The sequence below is a fragment of the Pseudomonas sp. 15A4 genome (assembly GCF_016925575.1).
Lineage (GTDB): Bacteria > Pseudomonadota > Gammaproteobacteria > Pseudomonadales > Pseudomonadaceae > Aquipseudomonas.
This window is the reverse complement of the sequence record NZ_CP068986.1, coordinates 930,961-950,981: the sequence shown is the minus strand read 5'-3', so window position 1 is coordinate 950,981 and position 20,021 is coordinate 930,961. Positions and strand designations below refer to the sequence as shown.

At 60.2% G+C, this 20,021-nt stretch carries 14 protein-coding genes and 3 pseudogenes; 8 read left to right on the top strand and 9 right to left on the bottom strand.

What is annotated here, in order from left to right:
- Positions 1-82 precede the first annotated feature (82 nt).
- Positions 83-949 carry a transcriptional regulator HexR gene (gene hexR / locus JN403_RS04240; RefSeq protein ID WP_065988147.1) on the top strand — a complete coding sequence of 289 codons (867 nt, stop codon included), beginning with the start codon at positions 83-85 and terminating at the stop codon, positions 947-949.
- A gap of 102 nt (positions 950-1,051) precedes the next feature.
- Here hexR and JN403_RS04235 read toward each other — a convergent pair whose 3' ends face one another.
- Positions 1,052-1,372, bottom strand: a complete 321-nt coding sequence (locus JN403_RS04235; RefSeq protein WP_205485523.1) for a hypothetical protein — start codon at positions 1,370-1,372, stop codon at positions 1,052-1,054.
- Positions 1,373-1,577: 205 nt separating this feature from the next.
- Here JN403_RS04235 and JN403_RS04230 point away from each other — a divergent pair, with 205 nt between their 5' ends.
- Positions 1,578-1,808 (top strand): hypothetical protein, encoded by a 231-nt coding sequence (locus tag JN403_RS04230; protein ID WP_172610227.1) that lies wholly within the window; start codon positions 1,578-1,580, stop codon positions 1,806-1,808.
- Here JN403_RS04230 and JN403_RS04225 read toward each other — a convergent pair.
- A pseudogene (locus JN403_RS04225) lies at positions 1,762-2,696 on the bottom strand (LysR family transcriptional regulator). The gene JN403_RS04230 and the pseudogene JN403_RS04225 sit on opposite strands and share 47 nt — an antisense overlap.
- Positions 2,697-2,887: 191 nt before the next feature.
- On the opposite strand from JN403_RS04225, the gene JN403_RS04220 reads away from it, so the two are divergent.
- Positions 2,888-4,321 (top strand): acetyl-CoA carboxylase biotin carboxylase subunit, encoded by a 1,434-nt coding sequence (locus JN403_RS04220; protein ID WP_205487226.1) that lies wholly within the window; start codon positions 2,888-2,890, stop codon positions 4,319-4,321.
- Between the two features lie 102 nt (positions 4,322-4,423).
- A complete protein-coding gene (gene oadA, locus JN403_RS04215) occupies positions 4,424-6,232 on the top strand; it encodes a sodium-extruding oxaloacetate decarboxylase subunit alpha (protein WP_122623593.1) in 1,809 nt (602 codons plus the stop codon).
- A gap of 131 nt (positions 6,233-6,363) precedes the next feature.
- Here the strand turns inward: oadA and JN403_RS04210 are convergent, their stop codons facing one another.
- The 3 genes from JN403_RS04210 to JN403_RS04200 are packed head-to-tail and all read right to left on the bottom strand — an operon-like array spanning position 6,364 to position 8,133.
- Positions 6,364-7,035: a GNAT family protein gene (locus JN403_RS04210; protein ID WP_205485521.1), complete on the bottom strand. Its 672-nt coding sequence runs from the start codon at positions 7,033-7,035 to the stop codon at positions 6,364-6,366.
- 17 nt (positions 7,036-7,052) lie between these two features.
- Positions 7,053-7,499 (bottom strand): GNAT family N-acetyltransferase, encoded by a 447-nt coding sequence (locus tag JN403_RS04205; RefSeq protein ID WP_205485519.1) that lies wholly within the window; start codon positions 7,497-7,499, stop codon positions 7,053-7,055.
- Entirely contained in the window at positions 7,492-8,133 is a 642-nt protein-coding gene (locus JN403_RS04200) for an FMN-binding negative transcriptional regulator (RefSeq protein ID WP_205485510.1), read from the bottom strand. The genes JN403_RS04205 and JN403_RS04200 overlap by 8 nt, the downstream gene beginning before the upstream one ends.
- A gap of 89 nt (positions 8,134-8,222) precedes the next feature.
- Here JN403_RS04200 and JN403_RS04195 point away from each other — a divergent pair.
- Positions 8,223-9,769: pseudogene (locus tag JN403_RS04195) on the top strand (PLP-dependent aminotransferase family protein).
- A 91-nt stretch (positions 9,770-9,860) separates the two neighbouring features.
- On the top strand, positions 9,861-11,072 hold the full coding sequence (locus tag JN403_RS04190; protein ID WP_205485508.1) for a YeeE/YedE family protein: 1,212 nt from the start codon (positions 9,861-9,863) through the stop codon (positions 11,070-11,072).
- A gap of 64 nt (positions 11,073-11,136) precedes the next feature.
- Here the strand turns inward: JN403_RS04190 and tkt are convergent, their stop codons facing one another.
- Positions 11,137-13,248: a transketolase gene (gene tkt / locus JN403_RS04185; RefSeq protein WP_205485506.1), complete on the bottom strand. Its 2,112-nt coding sequence runs from the start codon at positions 13,246-13,248 to the stop codon at positions 11,137-11,139.
- A gap of 236 nt (positions 13,249-13,484) precedes the next feature.
- Here tkt and JN403_RS04180 point away from each other — a divergent pair, with 236 nt between their 5' ends.
- Positions 13,485-14,384 (top strand): bestrophin family ion channel, encoded by a 900-nt coding sequence (locus JN403_RS04180; protein ID WP_172610235.1) that lies wholly within the window; start codon positions 13,485-13,487, stop codon positions 14,382-14,384.
- A gap of 384 nt (positions 14,385-14,768) precedes the next feature.
- On the opposite strand, the gene JN403_RS04175 is transcribed toward JN403_RS04180, so the two are convergent.
- From JN403_RS04175 to JN403_RS04165, 3 genes and pseudogenes are all read right to left on the bottom strand, one after another.
- Positions 14,769-15,773 carry an asparaginase gene (locus JN403_RS04175; RefSeq protein ID WP_205485498.1) on the bottom strand — a complete coding sequence of 335 codons (1,005 nt, stop codon included), beginning with the start codon at positions 15,771-15,773 and terminating at the stop codon, positions 14,769-14,771.
- Between the two features lie 30 nt (positions 15,774-15,803).
- Positions 15,804-17,257: pseudogene (locus JN403_RS04170) on the bottom strand (alanine/glycine:cation symporter family protein).
- 196 nt (positions 17,258-17,453) lie between these two features.
- A complete protein-coding gene (locus tag JN403_RS04165; RefSeq protein ID WP_205485496.1) occupies positions 17,454-18,878 on the bottom strand; it encodes an aspartate ammonia-lyase in 1,425 nt (474 codons plus the stop codon).
- A 209-nt stretch (positions 18,879-19,087) separates the two neighbouring features.
- On the opposite strand from JN403_RS04165, the gene JN403_RS04160 reads away from it, so the two are divergent.
- Complete coding sequence (locus JN403_RS04160; RefSeq protein ID WP_205485494.1) at positions 19,088-19,999, top strand: LysR substrate-binding domain-containing protein; 912 nt, start codon at positions 19,088-19,090, stop codon at positions 19,997-19,999.
- The last annotated feature ends 22 nt before the right edge of the window (positions 20,000-20,021 follow it).

Below are 20,021 nucleotides of genomic sequence, written 5' to 3'. Positions count from 1 at the left end.
TTTAACTGTGCGGTTTGCAGGTCATGTAGTATAACTACAAGAAAGCTACAGCCCGGCCCATCCTTCACTTGAGTCCTGTCCTTTGAATCTGTTGCAGCACATCGCCCAGTCACGCCATCTCTTGCGCAAATCGGAGCTGAAAGTAGCCGATCACGTGCTGCTCGATCCGGCGGCCGTGATGCACAGCTCCATGGCCGATCTGGCACATGCGGTCGGTATCAGTGAGCCGACGATCGTGCGTTTCTGCCGCGCCATTGGCTGCACCGGTTTTCAGGACCTGAAACTCAAGCTGGCGCAAAGCCTCGCCGCTGGCGCGAGCTTCGGCCAGTTCGCCATCCACGAAGACGATTCCGTCGCCGATTACAGCCTGAAGATTTTCGACACCACGCTGCACACATTGATAGAAGTGCGCGAAAAGCTAGACCCCCATGCCTTGCAGGCAGCGGTGACGGTCATGGCGGCGGCGCATCGGGTCGAGTTCTACGGTTTCGGCGCATCGGGTGCGGTTGCGGCTGACGCCCAGCATAAGTTCTTTCGTCTGTTGCTGACGGCGGCGTCCTATTCCGATCCGCACATGCAGGCGATGTCGGCTGTGACGCTCAAACCCACTGACGTCGCGGTGTGCATCTCGCAGTCAGGTCGCTCCAAGGACCTGCTGATTACTGCCAATCTGGTGCGCGAAAGCGGCGCCAATCTGATCACCCTGTGCCCGAGTCAGACGCCATTGGCCGAGCTGTCCACGGTCAACCTCGCGATTGACGTGCACGAAGACACCGAAATCTACACGCCGTTGACCTCACGCATCGCGCATCTGGTGGTCATTGATGTCCTGGCGATGGGCGTTGCAATGGCGCGCGGTCCAAGTCTGGTCAATCACCTGAAAAGCGTGAAGCGCAGCTTGCGCAGCCTGCGGTTGTCGCCGAAGTCGATCAAATCGTCTGAGGACTGATCGCCCAGCGCTACTTAATTAATGTGCAGCGGACCCATAACTAAAAACGCCAGCCAGAAAAATCTGGCTGGCGTTTTTTTATATCAAGGCTGGACCGATTTATTAATACACGACTTCAATATCATCAATGCGGATCAGCTCTTTTCCCTCACTGAAAATAGTGACATGAGTGGTGTTGTCATAGCCGGCTACCGAGTATGTAACGGATTTCTCGGTGAGAGCCGTTGCGCCTGCGCCCGTTTGTTCCAGTTTGAGCTCCAGCCTCAGCCCCATAGACTTGTCCTGGACGGGTGGCAGCACGAGAACAGCCTGGGTAGCGCTGTTCCCTACGATCACGGTTCCTGTAACTGTCAGGCTTGGACCTTCAAGCGAAGGCATTTTGTTAATACGTGCGGACCAGTTTTTAGTATCGATAACGTTCATGGTGTAGCTCCTTGAATAAGAAAATGTGTTTTGCTTCCTGCCTGCTGACTTTATTCCAGAAATGGAGGACGTGAAGTCGCAGTGTGTTTCAAATGATTGAGGCGGAGTTAGACGTGCATCATTCATCAACCTGTAACGCTTCCGACGTCTGATCGTCACCGCTGCCCGCCACTCTGTACTCCCGCACACGAATGGGAGACAGGATATGCCTCGGCACTACGATGACTCGCAGCAGCACAGCACCTCCAGCACCAAGACCCGCCGTCAGCAGGAAGACCAGCGCCGCATGGCGTTCCGGCGAGCGATCGAAAGCCATTCCGAAGAACGCCGCCTTAACCAGGAGCTCTCCAGCTACCTGGATAGCGCCACTGCCCACTTCTGGCAAAGCGCTAGCGCTTCGGAAGGTGGCCATCAAAGCGCGCGACCAGCTCGCTGATTTGCGTACGCTCTGTCCGAATGAATGACAGGAACGCGTGAGCCACCGGCGACAGACGTTTGTCCCGCGCCTGTACGACGCACCAGCTTCGGTACAGCGGTAACTCGGCCACTGGCAGCTCGATCAGCGTGCCGGTGGCGAGTTCCAGGCTCAGCGCATGGCGCGTCAGCAGTGCGACGCCGAGCCCCGCCACCACGCATTCACGCTGCGCTTCCGCCGAGGACACCTCCAGCGTGTGCTCGAAATGAATGCGCTTCTCCTTGAAATATTCTTCGCAGGCCTTGCGCGTCCCTGAACCCTGTTCGCGAACCACCAGCGTTGCTGCCTCCAGATCCTTCAGCGTCGGATTGGGCAATAGCGTCAACGGATGGTCCGGCTGCGCCACGGCAACGATCGGGTTATTCAGGAAGGGCAAAAACTCCAGGCCCATGTCCTGTGGGACCATCGACATGACGACTAGGTCATCGCGGTTATCCGACAGCCGCCGAATCACCTGCGCCCGATTGACGACCGTGAGGTTGAGCATGACTTCCGGGTATTTACGCTTGAAGGCCGCGAACAGGTGAGGAACGAAATACTTGGCGCTGGATTCGATCGCCAGTTTGAGCTGCCCCTGCAGGGAGCCCTGCATGTCGGAGAGCTGCATGTCGAGGTTCTCCAGCCGACCGAAGATGTCACGACTGGCAAGCTGCAGCGCTTCGGCTGCTTCCGTGAGATAGAGCTTTTACCCACGTACTCGAACAGCGGCTGGCCAACCAGCTCTTCCAGCTGACGAATCTGCAGACTCACCGCCGGCTGGGTCAGCGACATTTCCTCAGCTGCCCGGCTGTAAGAGCGCAAATCACAGACCTCATTGAAGATCCGCAATTGACGCAATGTCATTCGCATCAATGACTTACGCATTTCTAAAGCCCTAGCCGATTAGTTGATATTGGGAACTATAAGGTTTTGCTTATGGTTCACCCAATATTTACTCATTTTTGTTAATTGCTGATTCGTCATAGGGTGGCTTCACCTGCGAGCAACATGCAGTAACGGAATGTCGCGCGGTATTGGCCAGCCATCTGGTCCGTCTGCTAATCGGTCGAGGAAATACCAGTGATAAAAAAATCCTGATCGCCAACCGTGGGGAAATCGCTGTTCGGATCGTGCGCGCTTGCGCCGAAATGGGCATCCGCTCGGTGGCGATCTATTCCGACGCGGACCGGCACGCCCTCCACGTGAAGCGTGCCGACGAAGCCTATGGCATCGGATCGGACCCCCTTGAAGGCTATTTGAACCCGCGCAAGCTGGTGAACCTCGCCGTTGAAACCGGCTGCGACGCATTGCACCCTGGCTACGGGTTTCTGTCGGAAAACGCGGAGCTGGCGGATATCTGCGCTGAACGGGGTATCAAGTTCATCGGCCCGTCTGCTGAAGTGATCCGCCGCATGGGCGACAAAACCGAAGCTCGGCGCAGCATGATCAAGGCCGGCGTACCGGTGACGCCCGGTACGGAAGGCAACGTGGCCGACATCGCCGAAGCATTGGTGGAAGGCGATCGCATCGGTTACCCCGTCATGCTCAAAGCCACCTCGGGCGGCGGCGGGCGCGGCATTCGTCGCTGCAACAGCCGGGAAGAGCTGGAGCAGGCGTTTCCTCGAGTCATTTCCGAGGCCACCAAGGCCTTCGGTAAGGCTGAAGTCTTTCTCGAAAAGTGCATCGTCAATCCCAAGCACATCGAAGCGCAGATCCTCGGCGATAGCTTCGGCAACGTCGTGCACCTGTTCGAGCGCGATTGCTCCATCCAGCGCCGCAACCAGAAACTCATCGAAATCGCCCCAAGCCCTCAACTGACGCCAGAGCAGCGCGCCTACATCGGCGACTTGTCCGTGCGCGCCGCCAAGGCCGTGGGCTACGAGAACGCCGGCACCGTGGAGTTCTTGCTCGCCGAGGGCGAGGTGTACTTCATGGAGATGAACACCCGCGTACAGGTCGAGCACACGATCACCGAGGAAATCACCGGGATCGACATCGTCCGCGAGCAGATCCGCATTGCGTCCGGGCTGCCACTGTCGGTCAAGCAGGAAGACATCATCCATCGTGGTTTCGCGTTGCAGTTCCGCATCAACGCGGAAGACCCGAAGAACAACTTCCTGCCGAGCTTCGGCAAGATCACCCGTTACTACGCGCCCGGCGGCCCCGGCGTGCGCACCGATACGGCGATTTACACCGGCTACACCATTCCGCCGTATTACGACTCCATGTGCCTGAAGCTGATCGTCTGGGCGCTGACCTGGGAGGAGGCAATGGACCGCGGCCTGCGTGCGCTGGATGACATGCGTCTGCAAGGGGTGAAGACCACGGCCGCGTATTACCAGGAAATCCTGCGCAACCCGGAATTCCGCAGCGGCCAGTTCAATACCAGCTTCGTGGAGAGCCATCCCGAGCTCACCAATTACTCGATCAAGCGCAAACCCGAAGAGCTGGCCCTGGCCATCGCCGCCGCCATCGCTGCCCATGCGGGGCTTTGAACAAAGCAGCTACAAGCTGTAAGCGGCAAGCTTCAAGCGAGAGCGCGTTCGGCTTTTACTTGCAGCTTGTAGCTTGAGGCTTGTGGCCAAAAGGAGATTCAAATGTCTAAAAAGATCTTCGTCACCGACACCATTTTGCGCGACGCCCACCAGTCTCTGCTGGCGACCCGCATGCGCACCGAGGACATGCTGCCGATCTGCGACAAGCTCGATAAAGTCGGCTACTGGTCGCTGGAAGTGTGGGGCGGTGCGACCTTCGACGCCTGCGTGCGCTTCCTGAAGGAAGACCCGTGGGAGCGCCTGCGCCAATTGCGCGCGGCGCTCCCCAACACACGTCTGCAAATGCTGCTTCGCGGCCAGAACCTGCTGGGGTATCGCCACTACAGCGATGACGTGGTCAGGGCATTCGTCGCCAAGGCGGCGGACAACGGTATCGACGTGTTCCGCATCTTTGACGCCATGAACGACGTGCGCAACCTGCGCGTGGCGGTCGAAGCGGTGAAGGCTTCCGGCAAGCATGCCCAGGGCACAATCGCGTATACCACCAGCCCTGTGCACACCATTGGCGCATTTGTGGCGCAGGCCAAAGAGATGGAAGCGATGGGCTGTGATTCAGTCGCGATCAAGGACATGGCCGGCCTGCTGACCCCTTATGCCACGGGCGAGTTGGTCAAGGCGCTGAAGGCCGAGCAATCGCTTCCGGTGTTCATTCACTCCCACGACACCGCAGGCCTGGCTGCGATGTGCCAGCTCAAGGCCATCGAAAACGGTGCCGACCACATCGACACCGCTATCTCCAGCTTCGCCTGGGGTACCAGCCACCCGGGTACTGAGTCGATGGTCGCGGCCCTGAAAGGCAGCGAATTCGACACCGGCCTGGACTTGGAACTGCTGCAGGAAATCGGCCTGTATTTCTACGCTGTGCGTAAGAAGTATCACCAGTTCGAAAGCGAATTCACGGCGGTCGATACCCGCGTGCAGGTCAATCAGGTCCCGGGCGGCATGATCTCCAACCTCGCCAACCAGCTCAAAGAGCAGGGCGCGTTGAACCGCATGGGCGAAGTGCTGGCCGAGATTCCGCGGGTACGCAAAGACCTGGGTTATCCGCCGTTGGTGACCCCGACTTCGCAGATCGTCGGCACCCAGGCGTTTTTCAACGTGCTGGCCGGCGAGCGTTACAAGACCATCACCAATGAAGTGAAGCTTTACCTGACGGGCGGCTACGGCAAGGCGCCGGGGCAGGTGGACGAGACGCTGCGTCGTCAGGCTATCGGCAACGAAGAGCTGATCGATGTGCGTCCGGCCGACCTGCTGAAGCCTGAAATGACCAAGCTGCGCGGCGAAATCGGCGCGTTGGCTAGCACCGAAGAGGACGTGCTCACGTACGCGATGTTCCCGGACATCGGCCGCAAGTTTCTCGAAGAACGTGCGGCGGGCACCTTGGCCCCAGAGCCTCTGCTGCCGATTCCCGAGCCGGGCGCGGTAGCGAAGGCGGGCGGCGAGGGCGTCCCGACCGAATTCGTCATTGATGTTCACGGCGAAAGCTACCGCGTTGATATCACAGGCGTGGGCGTCAAGGCCGAGGGCAAGCGTCACTTCTATCTGTCCATCGACGGCATGCCGGAAGAAGTGGTGTTCGAGCCGCTCAATGAGTTCGTTGGCAGCGGGATCGGCAAGCGTGCCCAGGCCAGCAAGCCAGGCCATGTCAGCACTTCCATGCCGGGCAACATCGTCGACGTGCTGGTGAAGGAGGGCGATGCCGTCCGCGCCGGTCAGGCAGTGCTGATCACCGAAGCGATGAAGATGGAGACCGAAGTCCAGGCTGCAATCGCTGGCAAGGTTGTGGCCATCCACGTCGCGAAAGGCGATCGCGTAAACCCGGGCGAGATTTTGATCGAAATCGAGGGCTGAAAGAGCCGCTGCACAGTTGAAAGCCTGCCGAGCACAGAGGCGGCAGGCTAAACGGTTACCTCTGGGGGAGCTCTCGTGGCTCCTCTTTTTGCCTGAAGCTGGGCGCCTCCGGCTGTTTCGTTTCGACGCACTCAGTTGCCGCGCAGTTGCTCCAGCGTTCTGATCTGCTCATCGTCCTTAAAGTTATCCACAGACAACCATGTTTCGAACGCCTGCCGTACCGCCGGCCACTCGCTGTCGATGATTGAGTACCAGGCCGTATCCCGATTCTGACCCTTGAACACCGAGTGCTGGCGGAAGGTGCCTTCGAAGCTGAACCCGAAGCGCTCGGCCGCACGTTTGGAGCGGGCGTTGTTAGCGTTGCATTTCCATTCCAGGCGGCGATTGCCCAGCGAGAAAGATTCCTTCGCCAGGAGATAAACCGCCTCTGTGGCTTTTGGCGTGCGTTGCATCGAGGCGCCAAAGGTCACATGGCCAATTTCGATGCGCCCTGCGTTCGGGACGATGGACATCAAGCTCAGAAAGCCGTCGATGGCCCCGGTCTGTTGGTCGATGACCGTGTAAAACCACGGATCGGTCGAGTCTTCCAGGCCTGCGAGATAGTCATCGAATGCGCTGCGCTCGGGAAACGGGCCCACGAACAGGTAATCCCATAACTTGCGGTCAGCGGCCGGACCTTCCAGTGCCTCCCACAGGCCATCGCCATGGCGGGCGGTGTCGAGTTTTTCCAGACGAATAAAGCGTCCTTGCAGCGTGCGCGTGTCCGGCAGACTGGCCGGTTGCCACTGAGTGAGATCCGACATATCGAGAACTCCTGGTCTTACAACGGTTTGCGAAATTGAATATAGCCCGGACGCTCAGCGATGCGCTCATAGAGCTGAATGGCAGTTGCGTTGGTTTCGTGGGTGAGCCAATGGACTTTGTCGGCACCGTCCCGTTTGGCGGCCGCGTAGACGTACTCGATCAACTGGCGACCAACGCCCGTGCCGCGTTGTTCCGGCACTACCAGCAAGTCCTGCAAATAGCAGGCATTGCTGATACTCCAGTTCGAGCGGTGATAAATAAAATGCACCATGCCTACCGCTTTGCCGTCCTGCCAGGCGAGGGCGGCGTTGGTGGGCTCGCTGTTGTCCAGAAGCCGCTGCCAGGTGCTCTGTGAAACCGCATCGGCCAGTGTGGTTTTGTAGAAGGTCAGATAGGCGTGCCACAACGGCAACCAAGCGTCGTGATCTTCGGCGGTGACGGGGCGGATGTGGAGGTCAGACACGCGATGCTCCCTGGCTCATCAACTGAGCGATTTTCTGATCGGATGGGTCCTGGCTGAGCGCCAGGCCTTTGCTGACGCCGGCGATATCTTCGGCGCTGCGGTTCTGGTTGAGCTTGCGTTTACCTTCCAGCCGCTCGATGGAAATCGCGAAGCCGACAATGCCGTTGAGCATTTTCTCGATGTAATCGGCCGGAGCGTCGGTCACGGCCCAGGGTTCGGCGCGGCCGGCCTCGTGCTTGTCGGTCAGGCCGGTGACGACCCGCGACAGTCGCTCTGGATCAGTGAACACATCGGCACGGCCGTAGGCATGCACCGCCAGGTAATTCCACGTAGGCACCACTTTGCCGTGTTCGGCTTTGGCGGCGTAAAAAGAGGGGCTGATGTAGGCGTCCGCACCCTGGAAAATCAGCAGCGCTTGAGCGCCTGCCTCAAGGGCTTTCCACTGCGGATTGGCCTTTGCCAGATGCCCGTACAGCGTGCCCTGCGGACCCTGCGTCGGTTCGAGCAACAAGGGGATATGGCTCGCCTGCAAGCCGGTCTCGTCAAACGTGACCAGTGTCGCGAGGCGCGTGGATTCGATCTGCCCGTGCAGGCTGACGAGGTCTTCATCTCTGAAATAGCTGGGTGTGTACATGAGGTTTTCCTTGGCGGCTGAGCCAATCCTAGGCAGCCTATTGGTTCGTTGTAAGAGCCATTAATGGTTAATCTCATAGGGCCAATCCCATGCACGTACCCGCACCCGCGCTGACGTTTGATTTCGCTGGCATCGAGTTGAACCGCCGCCATGGTCTTAGCCGCCAGCTCTATCAGACTTTGCGCGAACGCATTCTCGACGGTCGTTTGTCCGGTGGCACGCGCTTGCCGGCAAGCCGGGATCTGGCGCTGTCCCTCGCCATCTCCCGCAACAGCGTGATGCGTGCGTATGACCAGCTCTACGCCGAAGGCTTTACCGAGAGCCGCGTGGGCGATGGTACTTACGTGGCACTGTTGAGGGAGAAACCGCTGGCTGCAAAAAAACTATCCACACACCTGTCCACAGGGTTATCACCAGGCTTATCAACAGGGTTATCCACAATACCTGCTCTTTTGAACGCCGGACTGTCCAACAATCTTATCCACAGCACAGCGATGCATACGCTGGACCAGCATCATTTGCGGCCTCCAAAAAGCGGCCTGCCGAAGGCGTTTCGAACAGGGGTTCCGGCATTCGATTTGTTCCCTTTCGACACGTGGGGCAAGCTGCACGCGGCTTTCTGGCGTAAGCCGGGCCTGCAACACCTGGGTTATGGCGACCCGGCTGGCGAATGGCGATTGCGGGAGCTGATCGCCGTTTATTTGAGGACGTCTCGCGACCTGCGCTGCGCGCCTGAGCAAATTGTGATCACCAATGGCGCGCAGCAGGCGATTACCCTTTGTGCACAGCTGCTGCTTGAGCAGGGCGACCTGGTGGCGATCGAAAATCCGGGATACCGCGCAGCCGGTCATGCCTTCGGGGTGGCGGGCGCCAGGTTGCAGGGCATGGCGGTTGACGCCGAAGGCATGCGCAGCCCGGCTCTCGATGACTCAGGTTGCAAGCTGGCGTACGTGACGCCGTCTCATCAATACCCGCTGGGCGTGACGATGAGTCTGGCGCGGCGGCTGGAACTGCTCGCGTGGGCCGAGCGCAATCAGGGCTGGATCGTCGAAGACGACTATGACGGCGAGTATCGCTACAGCGGCGCACCGCTGGCTCCCTGGCGGCGCTCGATCGTAGCGGTCGCGTGCTGTACGTCGGGACATTCGGCAAGGTCGCGTTTCCGGCCTTGCGTCTGGGTTATCTGGTGTTGCCGCGCAACCTGGTTGAGCCGTTCAGTCGACGCCGGGCCGTGGACATGCGTCATTCCGAGGTCGGCACGCAAATGGTCATGGCCGAGTTCATCGCGGCGGGCCACTTTCAGCGGCACATCCGTCGCATGCGCCGGGCGGCGTTGAGTCGACGCGACGCATTACTGGCCGGCTGGCCCCAGGCCCTTGCGGGTTGCAGCCCGATGATCAAGCCCGTTGCAGGGCTCCATGTGACCGTCGTAGTGGACACGTTGGAGCGTGAAACGGAACTGGTCGCCAAGGCGGAAAGTGTCGGCGTCGAGATAGCGCCGTTGAGTGAGTACTGGCTGCCGGAGTCCGAGACGCCGGTGGATGATCGGGCCGGGCTGGTGCTGGGGTTTGCAGCGGTGCCTGAAACGGATATTGCCTCGGCGCTGGCGCGGTTACGGAGCGCCTGGCAGGTTTGAGGGTGCTGAAGCCGGTTGTGGCGTCGGCGCGTCATCCAGCAGGCGTCGGCGTATACTCGCGGCCATCGCAATCCATCTCCGAGATACGCCCATGAGTATTCCCCTCTCTGCGACGCCGCAGCGCAAGCTCGGCGCGCCGCTGATCGCCTTCCTCTTGTTGGTGGTCGGCGCTCTGTTTCTGCAATCTGCCGTTGGCGGCAGGCAAGTGCTGTTGCTGATCGTTGGCGCCGCGCTGGGCCTAACGCTGTATCACGCCGCATTCGGCTTCACCTCGGCCTGGCGGGTATTCATCAACGAGCGACGCGGTGCCGGTTTGCGCGCGCAAATGGTGATGCTTGCCGTGGCGGTGGTCCTGTTCTTCCCCGCGCTGGGTGCCGGTACGCTGTTTGGCACGCCGGTCACCGGCCTCGTGGCCCCGGCAGGTGTGTCCGTCGTGTTCGGCGCCTTCATCTTCGGCATCGGCATGCAAATGGGCGGCGGCTGTGCGTCCGGCACACTGTTCACCGTTGGCGGCGGCAACGCGCGGATGCTCGTCACTTTGCTGTTCTTCATCATTGGCTCGCTGATCGCCACCCATCACGTCGATTGGTGGTTCTCGCTGCCGTCGTTTCCCGCCACTTCCATCGTTAAAACCTTCGGTGTGATTCCGGCGCTGCTGATGAGCCTGGCCCTGTTCGCAGTCATTGCCCTTGTCACCGTGAAGCTGGAAAAGCGCCGACACGGGGATCTGGAAGCGGCCGTCACCAGCGAACACGTTGGCCTGCGCCGTTTCCTCCGCGGCCCCTGGCCTTTGGTGTGGGGTGCGGTAGGCCTGGCGCTGCTCAACTACGCCACGCTGGCATTGGCCGGTCGCCCTTGGGGAATCACCTCGGCCTTCGCGCTGTGGGGCGCGAAAGTCGCCGGTGGTCTGGGTGTGGACGTGGGCAGCTGGCCGTTCTGGCAAATGCCAGCGAACGCCAAGGCGCTGGCCGCGCCGGTGTGGGAGGACATCACCACCGTCATGGACATCGGCATCATGTTGGGTGCGGCCGTGGCGGCGGGCCTTGCAGGGCGATTCGCCCCGAGCCTGAAAATCCCGACACGCTCGTTGATTGCCGCAGTGATTGGCGGGCTGTTGCTGGGTTACGGTTCGCGCCTGGCGTACGGCTGCAACATCGGCGCTTATTTCAGCGGCATCGCCTCAGGCAGCCTGCATGGCTGGCTCTGGCTGGTTGCTGCATTTGCGGGCAACGCAGTGGGCGTGCGGATTCGACCGTTCTTCTTCGAGGGCGAACGTCGGCCCGCTGTGTTGACCGGATGCTGAACGGGTGATCTGAAGGAAGGAGGGCGCTTGCCCGCGAGTTGCGGGCAAGCGCTCTTACACAGGATTAACCAGCGATTTGTTCCTTCGCCAGCTTGGCGATGTTTTCCGCCGTGAATCCGTACTTGGCCTGCAGCTTGTCGATGGGAGCCGATGCACCGAAGGTGTTCATCACGATCTTTGCGCCGGTCTGCCCGACATACCGATCCCAACCCACCGGCCCCGCCTGTTCCACCACCACCCTGGCTTTGACGTCCGGCGGCAGCACGCCGTCGCGGTAGGCCTTGTCCTGATCCTCGAACAATTCCCAGCTCGGCATCGACACCACTCTCGCCGCAACCCCTTCGGCTTTGAGCTTCTCGAACGCTTCGACGGTCATGCCGACCTCGCTGCCAGTGGCGATCAAGATCACGTCCACTTTGCCTTCGACCGCATCGGCCAGCACGTACGCGCCTTTAGTCAGGCCCTCGGCGGCGGCGTATTTCGAGCGATCAAGGGTCGGCAACGGCTGGCGCGAGAGCACCAGGCAGGACGGTCTGCTGGTTTGCGCCAGCGCTATTTTCCAGGCTTCGGCCGTTTCGTTGGCATCGCCCGGACGAATCGTCAGCACACCGGGTGTTGCCCGCAGCTGAGTCAGTTGCTCGATGGGCTGGTGGGTCGGGCCGTCTTCGCCGACGCCGATGGAGTCATGGGTAAAGACGAAAATAACCGGCAATTCCATGATCGACGCCAGACGAATCGGCGGCTTCATGTAATCGCTGAACACGAGGAAGGTCGAGGTGTACGGACGGATGTAGGACAGGGCCAAGCCATTCGCGATGGAACCCATGGCATGTTCGCGGATACCGAAGTGCAGGTTTCGACCGCCGTAATTACCTGCTTCGAAGCTGCCCGCCCCATCAAACGTCAGGTTGGTTTTGGTCGACGGCGAAAGGTCTGCCGAGCCGCCGATGAGCCACGGGATCTGCTCGGCAAACGCATTCAGCACCTTGCCACCGGAAGCGCGCGAGGCGATGCCTTTGGCGTCCGCTTCAAAATTCATCTGCTTGTCTTGCCAGCCTTCGGGCATCTCACCGGCCCGCATGCGCTTGAGCTGATCGGCGAGCTCTGGCTGGTCCTTTTCAAACTGGTTGAAGGTCTCAAGCCAGGCGTCGTAATCGCTGCCGCTACGTTCCAGCAGTGCGTCACGCAGGCAGTGACGGGCATCTTCCGGCACCAGGAAGGAGCTGTTTTCATCCCAGCCGTAGGCTTTTTTGGTCAGCTTGATTTCGTCATCGCCCAGCGGTTCGCCGTGGGCGGCAGACGTATTGTGTTTGTTGGGCGAGCCGAAGCCGATGACGCTGTCGACCACGATGAGGGTCGGCGCATCGCTCGTTTGCTGAAAGGTCTGCAGCGCCTTGGCCAGCGCACTGGCGTCGTTGGCGTCTTTGACGTGCAGGGTTTTCCAGCCGTAGCCTTCGAAACGCTTCTGCACATCATCGCTGTAAGCCAGTTCAGTGTGGCCCTCAATGCTGATGGTGTTGTTGTCGTAGATCCAGCACAGGTTCGACAGCTTGAGGTGCCCGGCGATTGAAGCCGCTTCGGCGGTCACGCCCTCCATCATGTCGCCGTCGCCGCACAGCACGTACACGTTGTAATCGAACAGCGTCGCGCCCGGCTTGTTGAAGTGCTCACCCAGCCAGCGCTCACCCATCGCCATGCCGACGCTATTGGCGCAACCCTGACCCAGCGGACCGGTAGTGGTCTCCACGCCGGTGGTCATGCGGTACTCAGGGTGGCCCGGGGTTTTGGAGTCCATCTGGCGAAACTGCTTGATGTCCTCAAGGCTCACCGCAGGTTTACCTGATGGCTTGCCGTGCTCATCGATCTCGATCACGCCGGCCAGGTGCAGCAGCGAATACAGCAGCATCGAAGCATGGCCGACCGATAGCACGAAACGGTCACGGTTTGGCCAGTCAGGGTGTTCCGGGTGATAGCGCAGGAAATCTTTCCACAGCGTGTAGCCGACAGGTGCCAGCGCCATCGGCGTACCGGGGTGCCCGGAATTGGCTTTCTGCACAGCATCCATGGCCAGGGTGCGGATGGTATTGATGGTCAGTTGGTCGCGGTCAGTGTGCGGCGTAAACGTGCGCACTGCGCCTGATCGTTCGGTGGAGTGAGAGTTGGCAGACGAGCTCATTAACGTTCTCCTCGTGACGGGTAGCGGAAGCATCCAGATAGGTGTTGAGCGCGGCGAGGGCGTTATCGTTCCATGAACAATCTGTCAGCCAGTCTTTTGGAGAAGCGATTCAGCTTCCATTGAGTATTTGGTTACATATAGCCTGTGCGCGTAACGAACGAAGTTGCCCAGACGTATTCGAAGCCTTGGGTCGAGCCCTTGCCGACTGATTCAACGTATTGCGCCGGAGGTGGCCTTTGCAGGAAATGATCGTCAAGAAGTACCGCGCCATGATCAGGACATTTACCTACATCGGCTGGTCCTTGTTCTGGCTGCTGATATGGGACGTCGTCGTTACCGTCGACTTCATGCTGTTTCTGGATCGCAAGATCACTCTGCCATCGATGCCCCTGACCCTGTTGGGTTCTGCGCTGGTCGTGCTGACCAGCTTCCGCAACACCAGCGCGTATAACCGCTGGTGGGAGGCGCGCACGCTGTGGGGTGCGCTGGTCAATAACTCCCGCAGCTTTGCCCGGCAGGTGCTGACGTTCATTGATGACGAGGACGGGCTGAACCCGGTCAAGGCCACGCTCTTGCGCCGTCATGTTGCCTATGTTGAATGCCTGTCTGCCCATTTGAAGGGCAGCGATTGCGGCGAGCAGGTAACGGCGATGATTTCCCGGGAAGAATTCGAGCGCCGCACGCGCACCAACAACTTCCCTAACGCGATCCTCAATGAGTCCGCCGCGATCATCGCTCAGGAATACAAAGCCGGTCGGCTGGACAGCATTCGTCTTGAGCGGCTTGAAGCGACGCTGGTGGAAATCTCCAATAACCAGGGCGGCATGGAGCGCATCGCCAATACCCCTTTGCCTTACCCGTACGTGACGTTCCCGCGCCTCTTCATCACGCTGTTCTGCATCATCGTGCCGATCGGTCTGGTCGAAACACTGGGCTGGTTCACGCCACTGGCCTCGACTGTCGTGGGCTTCATGCTGCTGGCAATCGAGAAAATCGGCACCGACCTGCAAAGCCCGTTCAAGGCCTCCGAGCACGAGATTCAGATGAAAGCGCTGTGCGAAAACATCTCCGGCAATCTGAACTCGATGCTGCAGGACGCGATGGACAAGCGGCCGGTTGAGGTTGCTTATTCGTGATGAGGTCATGCCCTTGCTTGATGAGGGCATGATTGACGCCAGACGCATCCGGACGAAGAGGACGGTCCATCCGCGAGATACCCGTCGATGAAGAGGCCGCTTTCGCGAGCAAGCTTGCTCTCATCAAATACGAAACCACGCCGCCGATACACCAATTGTGGGAGCGAGCTTGCTCGCGAAGGGGTAGGACGTGCGCTGAATCTTCAGCGGCTGAAATGCCGTCTTCGTGAGCAAGCTCACTCCCACAGGGTTGTGTTTGCTGCGCGAGTATAGCGTCTGGACACCGGGCAATTTGCGGCCTGTTGTGGGTTATCGACCTTGCGAAATATCTGGGCTCATCGCCGGTAAACGCGTGCAGACAACTATCTAAGCGACGCTACTCGCTCAGCGCAACTCGCCACACACATCGAGCTCGACCAATCGCCGCACCTCATTGCCATCCAGTCCGGCCCCCAGCAGCGCATGCAGCTTGCCGAACGCCGCTTCGCGGGTCATGCCGCCGCCTGACAGCACGCCGACGCCTCGCAGACGACTGCCAGCCTCGTACACATCCAGCTCGACGCCGCCTTCGTGGCATTGGGTAATCGCCACCACAACCACGCCTTGCTGGTGAGCACGCTGCAGGCTGCCGAGGAAGTCGGCGTTATCGCTGGGCCCTGTGCCGCTGCCGAAGCATTCCAGCACAAGACCTTGAATACCGCTGTCGATCAAACCGTCGAGCTGGGCCGCGCCAATGCCGGGAAACAGGGGCAGTATCGCCACGTTCGCCAGTTGCTTGAACTGGCGATAATCCAGCGCCGCAGGCAACGTCGAGGCGGCTTCGCCGCCCTGGGCACGATTGAGCGCAGCGAAAGGGTTGCGGCCAAAGCTGCGAATCTTCGCGCAACGCGTCGGTTGGAGAAGCTCGCCGTGAAAGTACAGATGCACTCCCGCGGCAAGCCCTTGACCCAATGCCTGCAAGGCGCCGTTGACGTTTCCCCAGGCATCGCTGTCGGGAACGCCCGCTGGCAACATCGAGCCGGTGAACACCACAGGGGCGTTCAGCCCCAACAGCTGAAAGCTCATGGCGGCTGCGCTGTAGGCCAGGGTGTCGGTGCCATGCAGGATCAGCACGGCATCGCAATGCTGAACCTCAATCGCGTCGACCACCGCCTCACGCAGGCGTTGCCAGTAGGCAGGCGTCATATTGGCGCTGTCGATCAGGGGAGACATTTCGCGGAACGACCAATGCGGCACGACCATTTCAGGCAGCGCAGCCAGTTGCTCAGCCATGCGCGCTTCAAAGCCGGAAGCGGGTGCCAGCCCGTTTTCGCTGGCCTGCATGCCGATGGTTCCACCGGTATACAGCACCATCACCTGGCGGGCGGGTGCGTGGTTTTTGCGACTCATGCCTGTCTCCCTGGATTGAGGTTCAAATGATCAACGCGCGTCCGCGACCGGTTTGCCGCTGACCGCTGCCATGTGCGCCGCAGGCTGAGCGGCATCAGGCTTTGGCCAGGCTTTCAGGTCCAGGTCCAGATCGGGGAACTGGCTGGAGTCGAAAACTGGCGTCTTGATCCCGGCTTTACGCTGGGCATCGTAGTCTTTCAGCACCCGCAGCGCGATTTTGAACAGCATCGCCAGCGCGATCAGGTTGACGAAAGCCAGCATCGTCATAGTGATGTCGGCGAAGGCGAACACCGTGCCCAGATCCTCGACCGCGCCCCACAGAATCAACGCGAGGACCAGCACGCGGTAACCGAAGATCGCCTTGCGGTTCTCACCCAGCAGGAAGCGCAGGCTGTTTTCGCCCAAGTAGTAGTTGTAGAGAATCGAAGTGAACACGAACAGCGCCAGCGCCACACTGATGAACAGCTTGCCCCAGTCACCGACGACGGCGGCGAGGGAGTTCTGCGTCAGGGCAATGCCATCGCCTTCGAAGCCCGGGGTGTAGAAACCGGACAGCAGGATCAGCAACGCGGTGCAGGTGCAGATGACGAACGTATCAAGAAACACGCTGAACGCCTGAACCACACCTTGTGCAACCGGGTGCTCGACCTGAGCCACCGCCGCTACGTTCGGCGCGCTGCCCAGGCCGGCTTCGTTGGCGAAGACGCCACGTTTGACGCCCATGACAATGGCGCTGCCGATCAGGCCACCAAACACTTCATCCATGCCGAACGCGCTTTTGACGATGGTCATCAGCATGTGCGGAACGTGCTCGAACTGCACGCCGATGACGTACAGCGTGACGGCGATGTAGACCAGTGTCTTGATCGGCACCAGCAGGTCGGCGACCTTGGCGATGCGCTTGATCCCCCGACAAACACCAGACCCAGCAGAATCGCCAGACCGACGCCGGCGTAGCTTGGCGAGATCTTGAACGCGTCGTTGAGCGAGTGGGTCACGGCGTGGGATTGCAGGCCGTTGAAGGCAAAGCCGAAGGTCACCAGCAGCAACACCGCCATGATCATGCCCAGCCAGCGTTTGCCCAGGCCGTGCTGAATGTAATACGACGGACCGCCGCGGTATTGCCCTTCGGCGTCGCAGCGTTTGTACAGCTGACCAAGGGAGCATTCGAAAAAGCTGCTCGCCATGCCCACCAGCGCAGTGACCCACATCCAGAACACCGCGCCCGGTCCGCCGAGGGTGACGGCGATGCCGACGCCGGCGATGTTACCGGCGCCGACGCGGCCGGCAAGGCTCAGCATCAGGGCCTGGAATGAACTCAACTGGCCGGCGCTGCTGCGCAAACTGTCGCGAAACACCGCGAACATGTGAAAGAAGTGACGGAACTGAACGAAACGCGAGCGAATCGTGAAATATCCACCGAGCCCAACAATGAGCACGATCAGTACTTTTCCCGAGAGGAAGTCGTTGATGACTTCAAGCATTGGTGTTTCCTCGCTTTCTTAGAGGGTGCGCACTATACCGGTGCGCGTTATTGGAGTCTTTATTCGGTTTACTGCAAGCCGGCATAAAGCAGGCAAAAAAGGGCCTGGAAGCGTGTGCTTCCGGCCCTCAAAAGGGTGAGGGGTGTCTAGACCCTCAGCCTGGTGATCGTGTTGCAAGTGCTGGAGAGCCGGACGATCAAGCCTTCAAAGGCACGAGCCGCGGCGCAATCATGTTCTCTGGGCGCAGGATGTCTGCCAGCATGACGTCATCGAGCAGGCCCTCTTCGCGCACCAGCTCCAGCACGCCACGGCCTGTTTCCAAGGCGACGCGGGCAATGCGGGTGGCGTTTTCGTAACCGATGTAAGGGTTCAGCGCAGTAACCAGGCCGATCGAGTGCTCGACCAGTTCACGGCAGCGCACTTCGTTGGCGGTGATGCCGACGATGCAATGCTCGCGCAGCATGTCCATGGCGCGCTGCAGCAGGCGAATCGAGTCGAAGATCTTGTAGGCGATCAACGGCTCCATCACGTTCAGCTGCAACTGGCCGCCTTCGGCAGCGATGGTCAGCGCCAGGTCGTTGCCCATGATTTCGAAGGCACACATGTTCACCGCCTCCGGAATCACCGGATTGACCTTGCCCGGCATGATGGAGCTGCCTGGCTGACGCGCCGGAAGATTGATCTCGTTGATGCCGGTGCGCGGGCCGCTGGAGAGCAGGCGCAGGTCGTTGCAGATCTTCGACAACTTGACCGCGGTGCGCTTGAGCATGCCGGAGAACAGCACGAAAGCACCCATGTCGGAGGTTGCTTCAATCAGGTCCGCCGCCGGCACCAGCGGCTGGCCGCTGATGGTCGCCAGCCGCTGAACGGCCAGGTGCTGATAACCAGGGTCGGCGTTGATGCCGGTGCCGATGGCGGTGCCGCCGAGATTGACCTCGGTCAGCAGCTCAGGCGCCAGGCTGCGCAGGCGGTTGAGGTCTTCAGTCAAGGTGGTGGCGAAGGCGCGGAATTCCTGACCCAGGGTCATTGGCACCGCGTCTTGCAGTTGGGTACGACCCATTTTCAACACGTGGTTGAACTCGTGACCTTTGGCCGCGAATGCCTGAATCAGGCTGTCGAGACTGGCGAGCAGTGAGTCGTGGCCCAACAGCAAACCCAGACGAATGGCCGTCGGGTACGCGTCGTTGGTGGACTGCGCCATGTTCACGTCGTTGTTCGGGTGCAGAAACGTGTATTCGCCCTTGGCATGGCCCATCGCTTCAAGCGCGATGTTGGCGATGACTTCGTTGGCGTTCATGTTGGTGGAGGTGCCGGCGCCGCCCTGGATCATGTCGACGACGAACTGATCGTGGAAATCACCGCGGATCAGTCGTGCGCAGGCTTCGCTGATGCCCGCATGCTTATCGGTGCTCAGGTGACCCAGCTGGTGGTTCGCATCCGCTGCAGCTTGTTTGACCATCGCCAGCGCTACAACCAGCTTCGGGTAGTGCGAAAGCGGAACACCGGAGAGGCGGAAGTTGTGCACCGCGCGCAGGGTCTGAATGCCGTAATACGCTTCAGCGGGTACTTCGAGAACGCCAAGCAAGTCTTTTTCGATGCGAAATGATGCAGCGGAGGACATGATAGAGAAAGTCTCAAGATGGGCACGGACTAAGCCGGAACGCCGCTGATACTAGGCTTGCAGGCGATTCTGGACCAATGCTGTAAAACGCTGCCCTATGCACAATCGGCATAATGGTGCTGTGACGCGGGGATTGTTGCGAACGTGTGAATCAGTGTATGACGCTCCGTCGCACCTGCGAATGCGCCATTTCTAACGCTGGAGAAACGATGAACCTGGAAAGCAAGTGGTTGGAAGATTTCAGTGCGCTGGCCGCGACCCGCAGTTTTTCCCAGGCTGCGGAGCGTCGATTTGTCACGCAACCGGCCTTCAGCCGGCGCATTCGCAGCCTTGAAGCGGCGCTTGGGCTGACGCTGGTCAATCGCTCGCGCACGCCGATCGAGCTGACGGCGGCAGGGCAATTATTCCTCGTCACCGCGAGGACAGTGGTCGACCAGCTCGGCGAAGTACTGCGTCATTTGCACCACCTGGAGAGCGGGCAGGGTGAGGTCATGCAGATCGCTGCCGCTCACTCGCTGGCGCTGAGCTTCTTTCCGCGCTGGATCGCGCAGTTACGCAATGAAGGGCTGAACATTGCCACGCGCCTGGTCGCCACCAACGTCGGCGACGCGGTACACGCGCTGCGTGAAGGCGGTTGTGATCTGATGCTGGCGTTCTACGACCCCGATGCCGCGTTGCAGATGGACGCCGAGATCTTCCCGTCGCTGCACCTGGGTATGACCGAAATGCTGCCAGTCTGCTCGACAGACGAAGAGGGGCGGCCGCTGTTCGACCTGGAAGGGGAGCAAAGCGTGCCGCTGCTCGCGTACAGCGCCGGTGCGTTTCTGGGGCGCTCGGTGAACCTGCTACTTCGCCAACGCAGCGTGCGCTTCACGACGATTTACGAAACGGCGATGGCCGACAGCCTCAAGGGCATGGCGCTACAGGGGCTGGGTATCGCGTGGGTGCCTCGGCTGAGCGTGACGGCGGAGCTCGAACGAGGCGAATTGGTTATCTGCGGCGGCACTCAGTGGCACGTCCCGCTGGAGATTCGGCTCTACCGCTGCGCGCTGGTTCGCAAGGCCAATGTCCGGCTGTTGTGGCGCAAGCTCGAAAGTGCGGCGGCACCAGATTCCCCATGACGAGGGCCGCTCCCGGCAATGC

Excerpts from the sequence above, each read along its gene's own strand:
- JN403_RS04230 (WP_172610227.1), top strand. The coding sequence starts at position 1,578 with ATGCCTCGGCACTACGATGACTCGCAGCAGCACAGCACCTCCAGCACC.
- JN403_RS04210 (WP_205485521.1), bottom strand. The coding sequence starts at position 7,035 with ATGTCGGATCTCACTCAGTGGCAACCGGCCAGTCTGCCGGACACGCGC.
- JN403_RS04190 (WP_205485508.1), top strand. The coding sequence starts at position 9,861 with ATGAGTATTCCCCTCTCTGCGACGCCGCAGCGCAAGCTCGGCGCGCCG.
- JN403_RS04235 (WP_205485523.1), bottom strand. The coding sequence starts at position 1,372 with ATGAACGTTATCGATACTAAAAACTGGTCCGCACGTATTAACAAAATG.
- JN403_RS04175 (WP_205485498.1), bottom strand. The coding sequence starts at position 15,773 with ATGAGTCGCAAAAACCACGCACCCGCCCGCCAGGTGATGGTGCTGTAT.
- JN403_RS04160 (WP_205485494.1), top strand. The coding sequence starts at position 19,088 with ATGAACCTGGAAAGCAAGTGGTTGGAAGATTTCAGTGCGCTGGCCGCG.
- JN403_RS04200 (WP_205485510.1), bottom strand. The coding sequence starts at position 8,133 with ATGTACACACCCAGCTATTTCAGAGATGAAGACCTCGTCAGCCTGCAC.
- oadA (WP_122623593.1), top strand. The coding sequence starts at position 4,424 with ATGTCTAAAAAGATCTTCGTCACCGACACCATTTTGCGCGACGCCCAC.
- JN403_RS04165 (WP_205485496.1), bottom strand. The coding sequence starts at position 18,878 with ATGTCCTCCGCTGCATCATTTCGCATCGAAAAAGACTTGCTTGGCGTT.
- tkt (WP_205485506.1), bottom strand. The coding sequence starts at position 13,248 with ATGAGCTCGTCTGCCAACTCTCACTCCACCGAACGATCAGGCGCAGTG.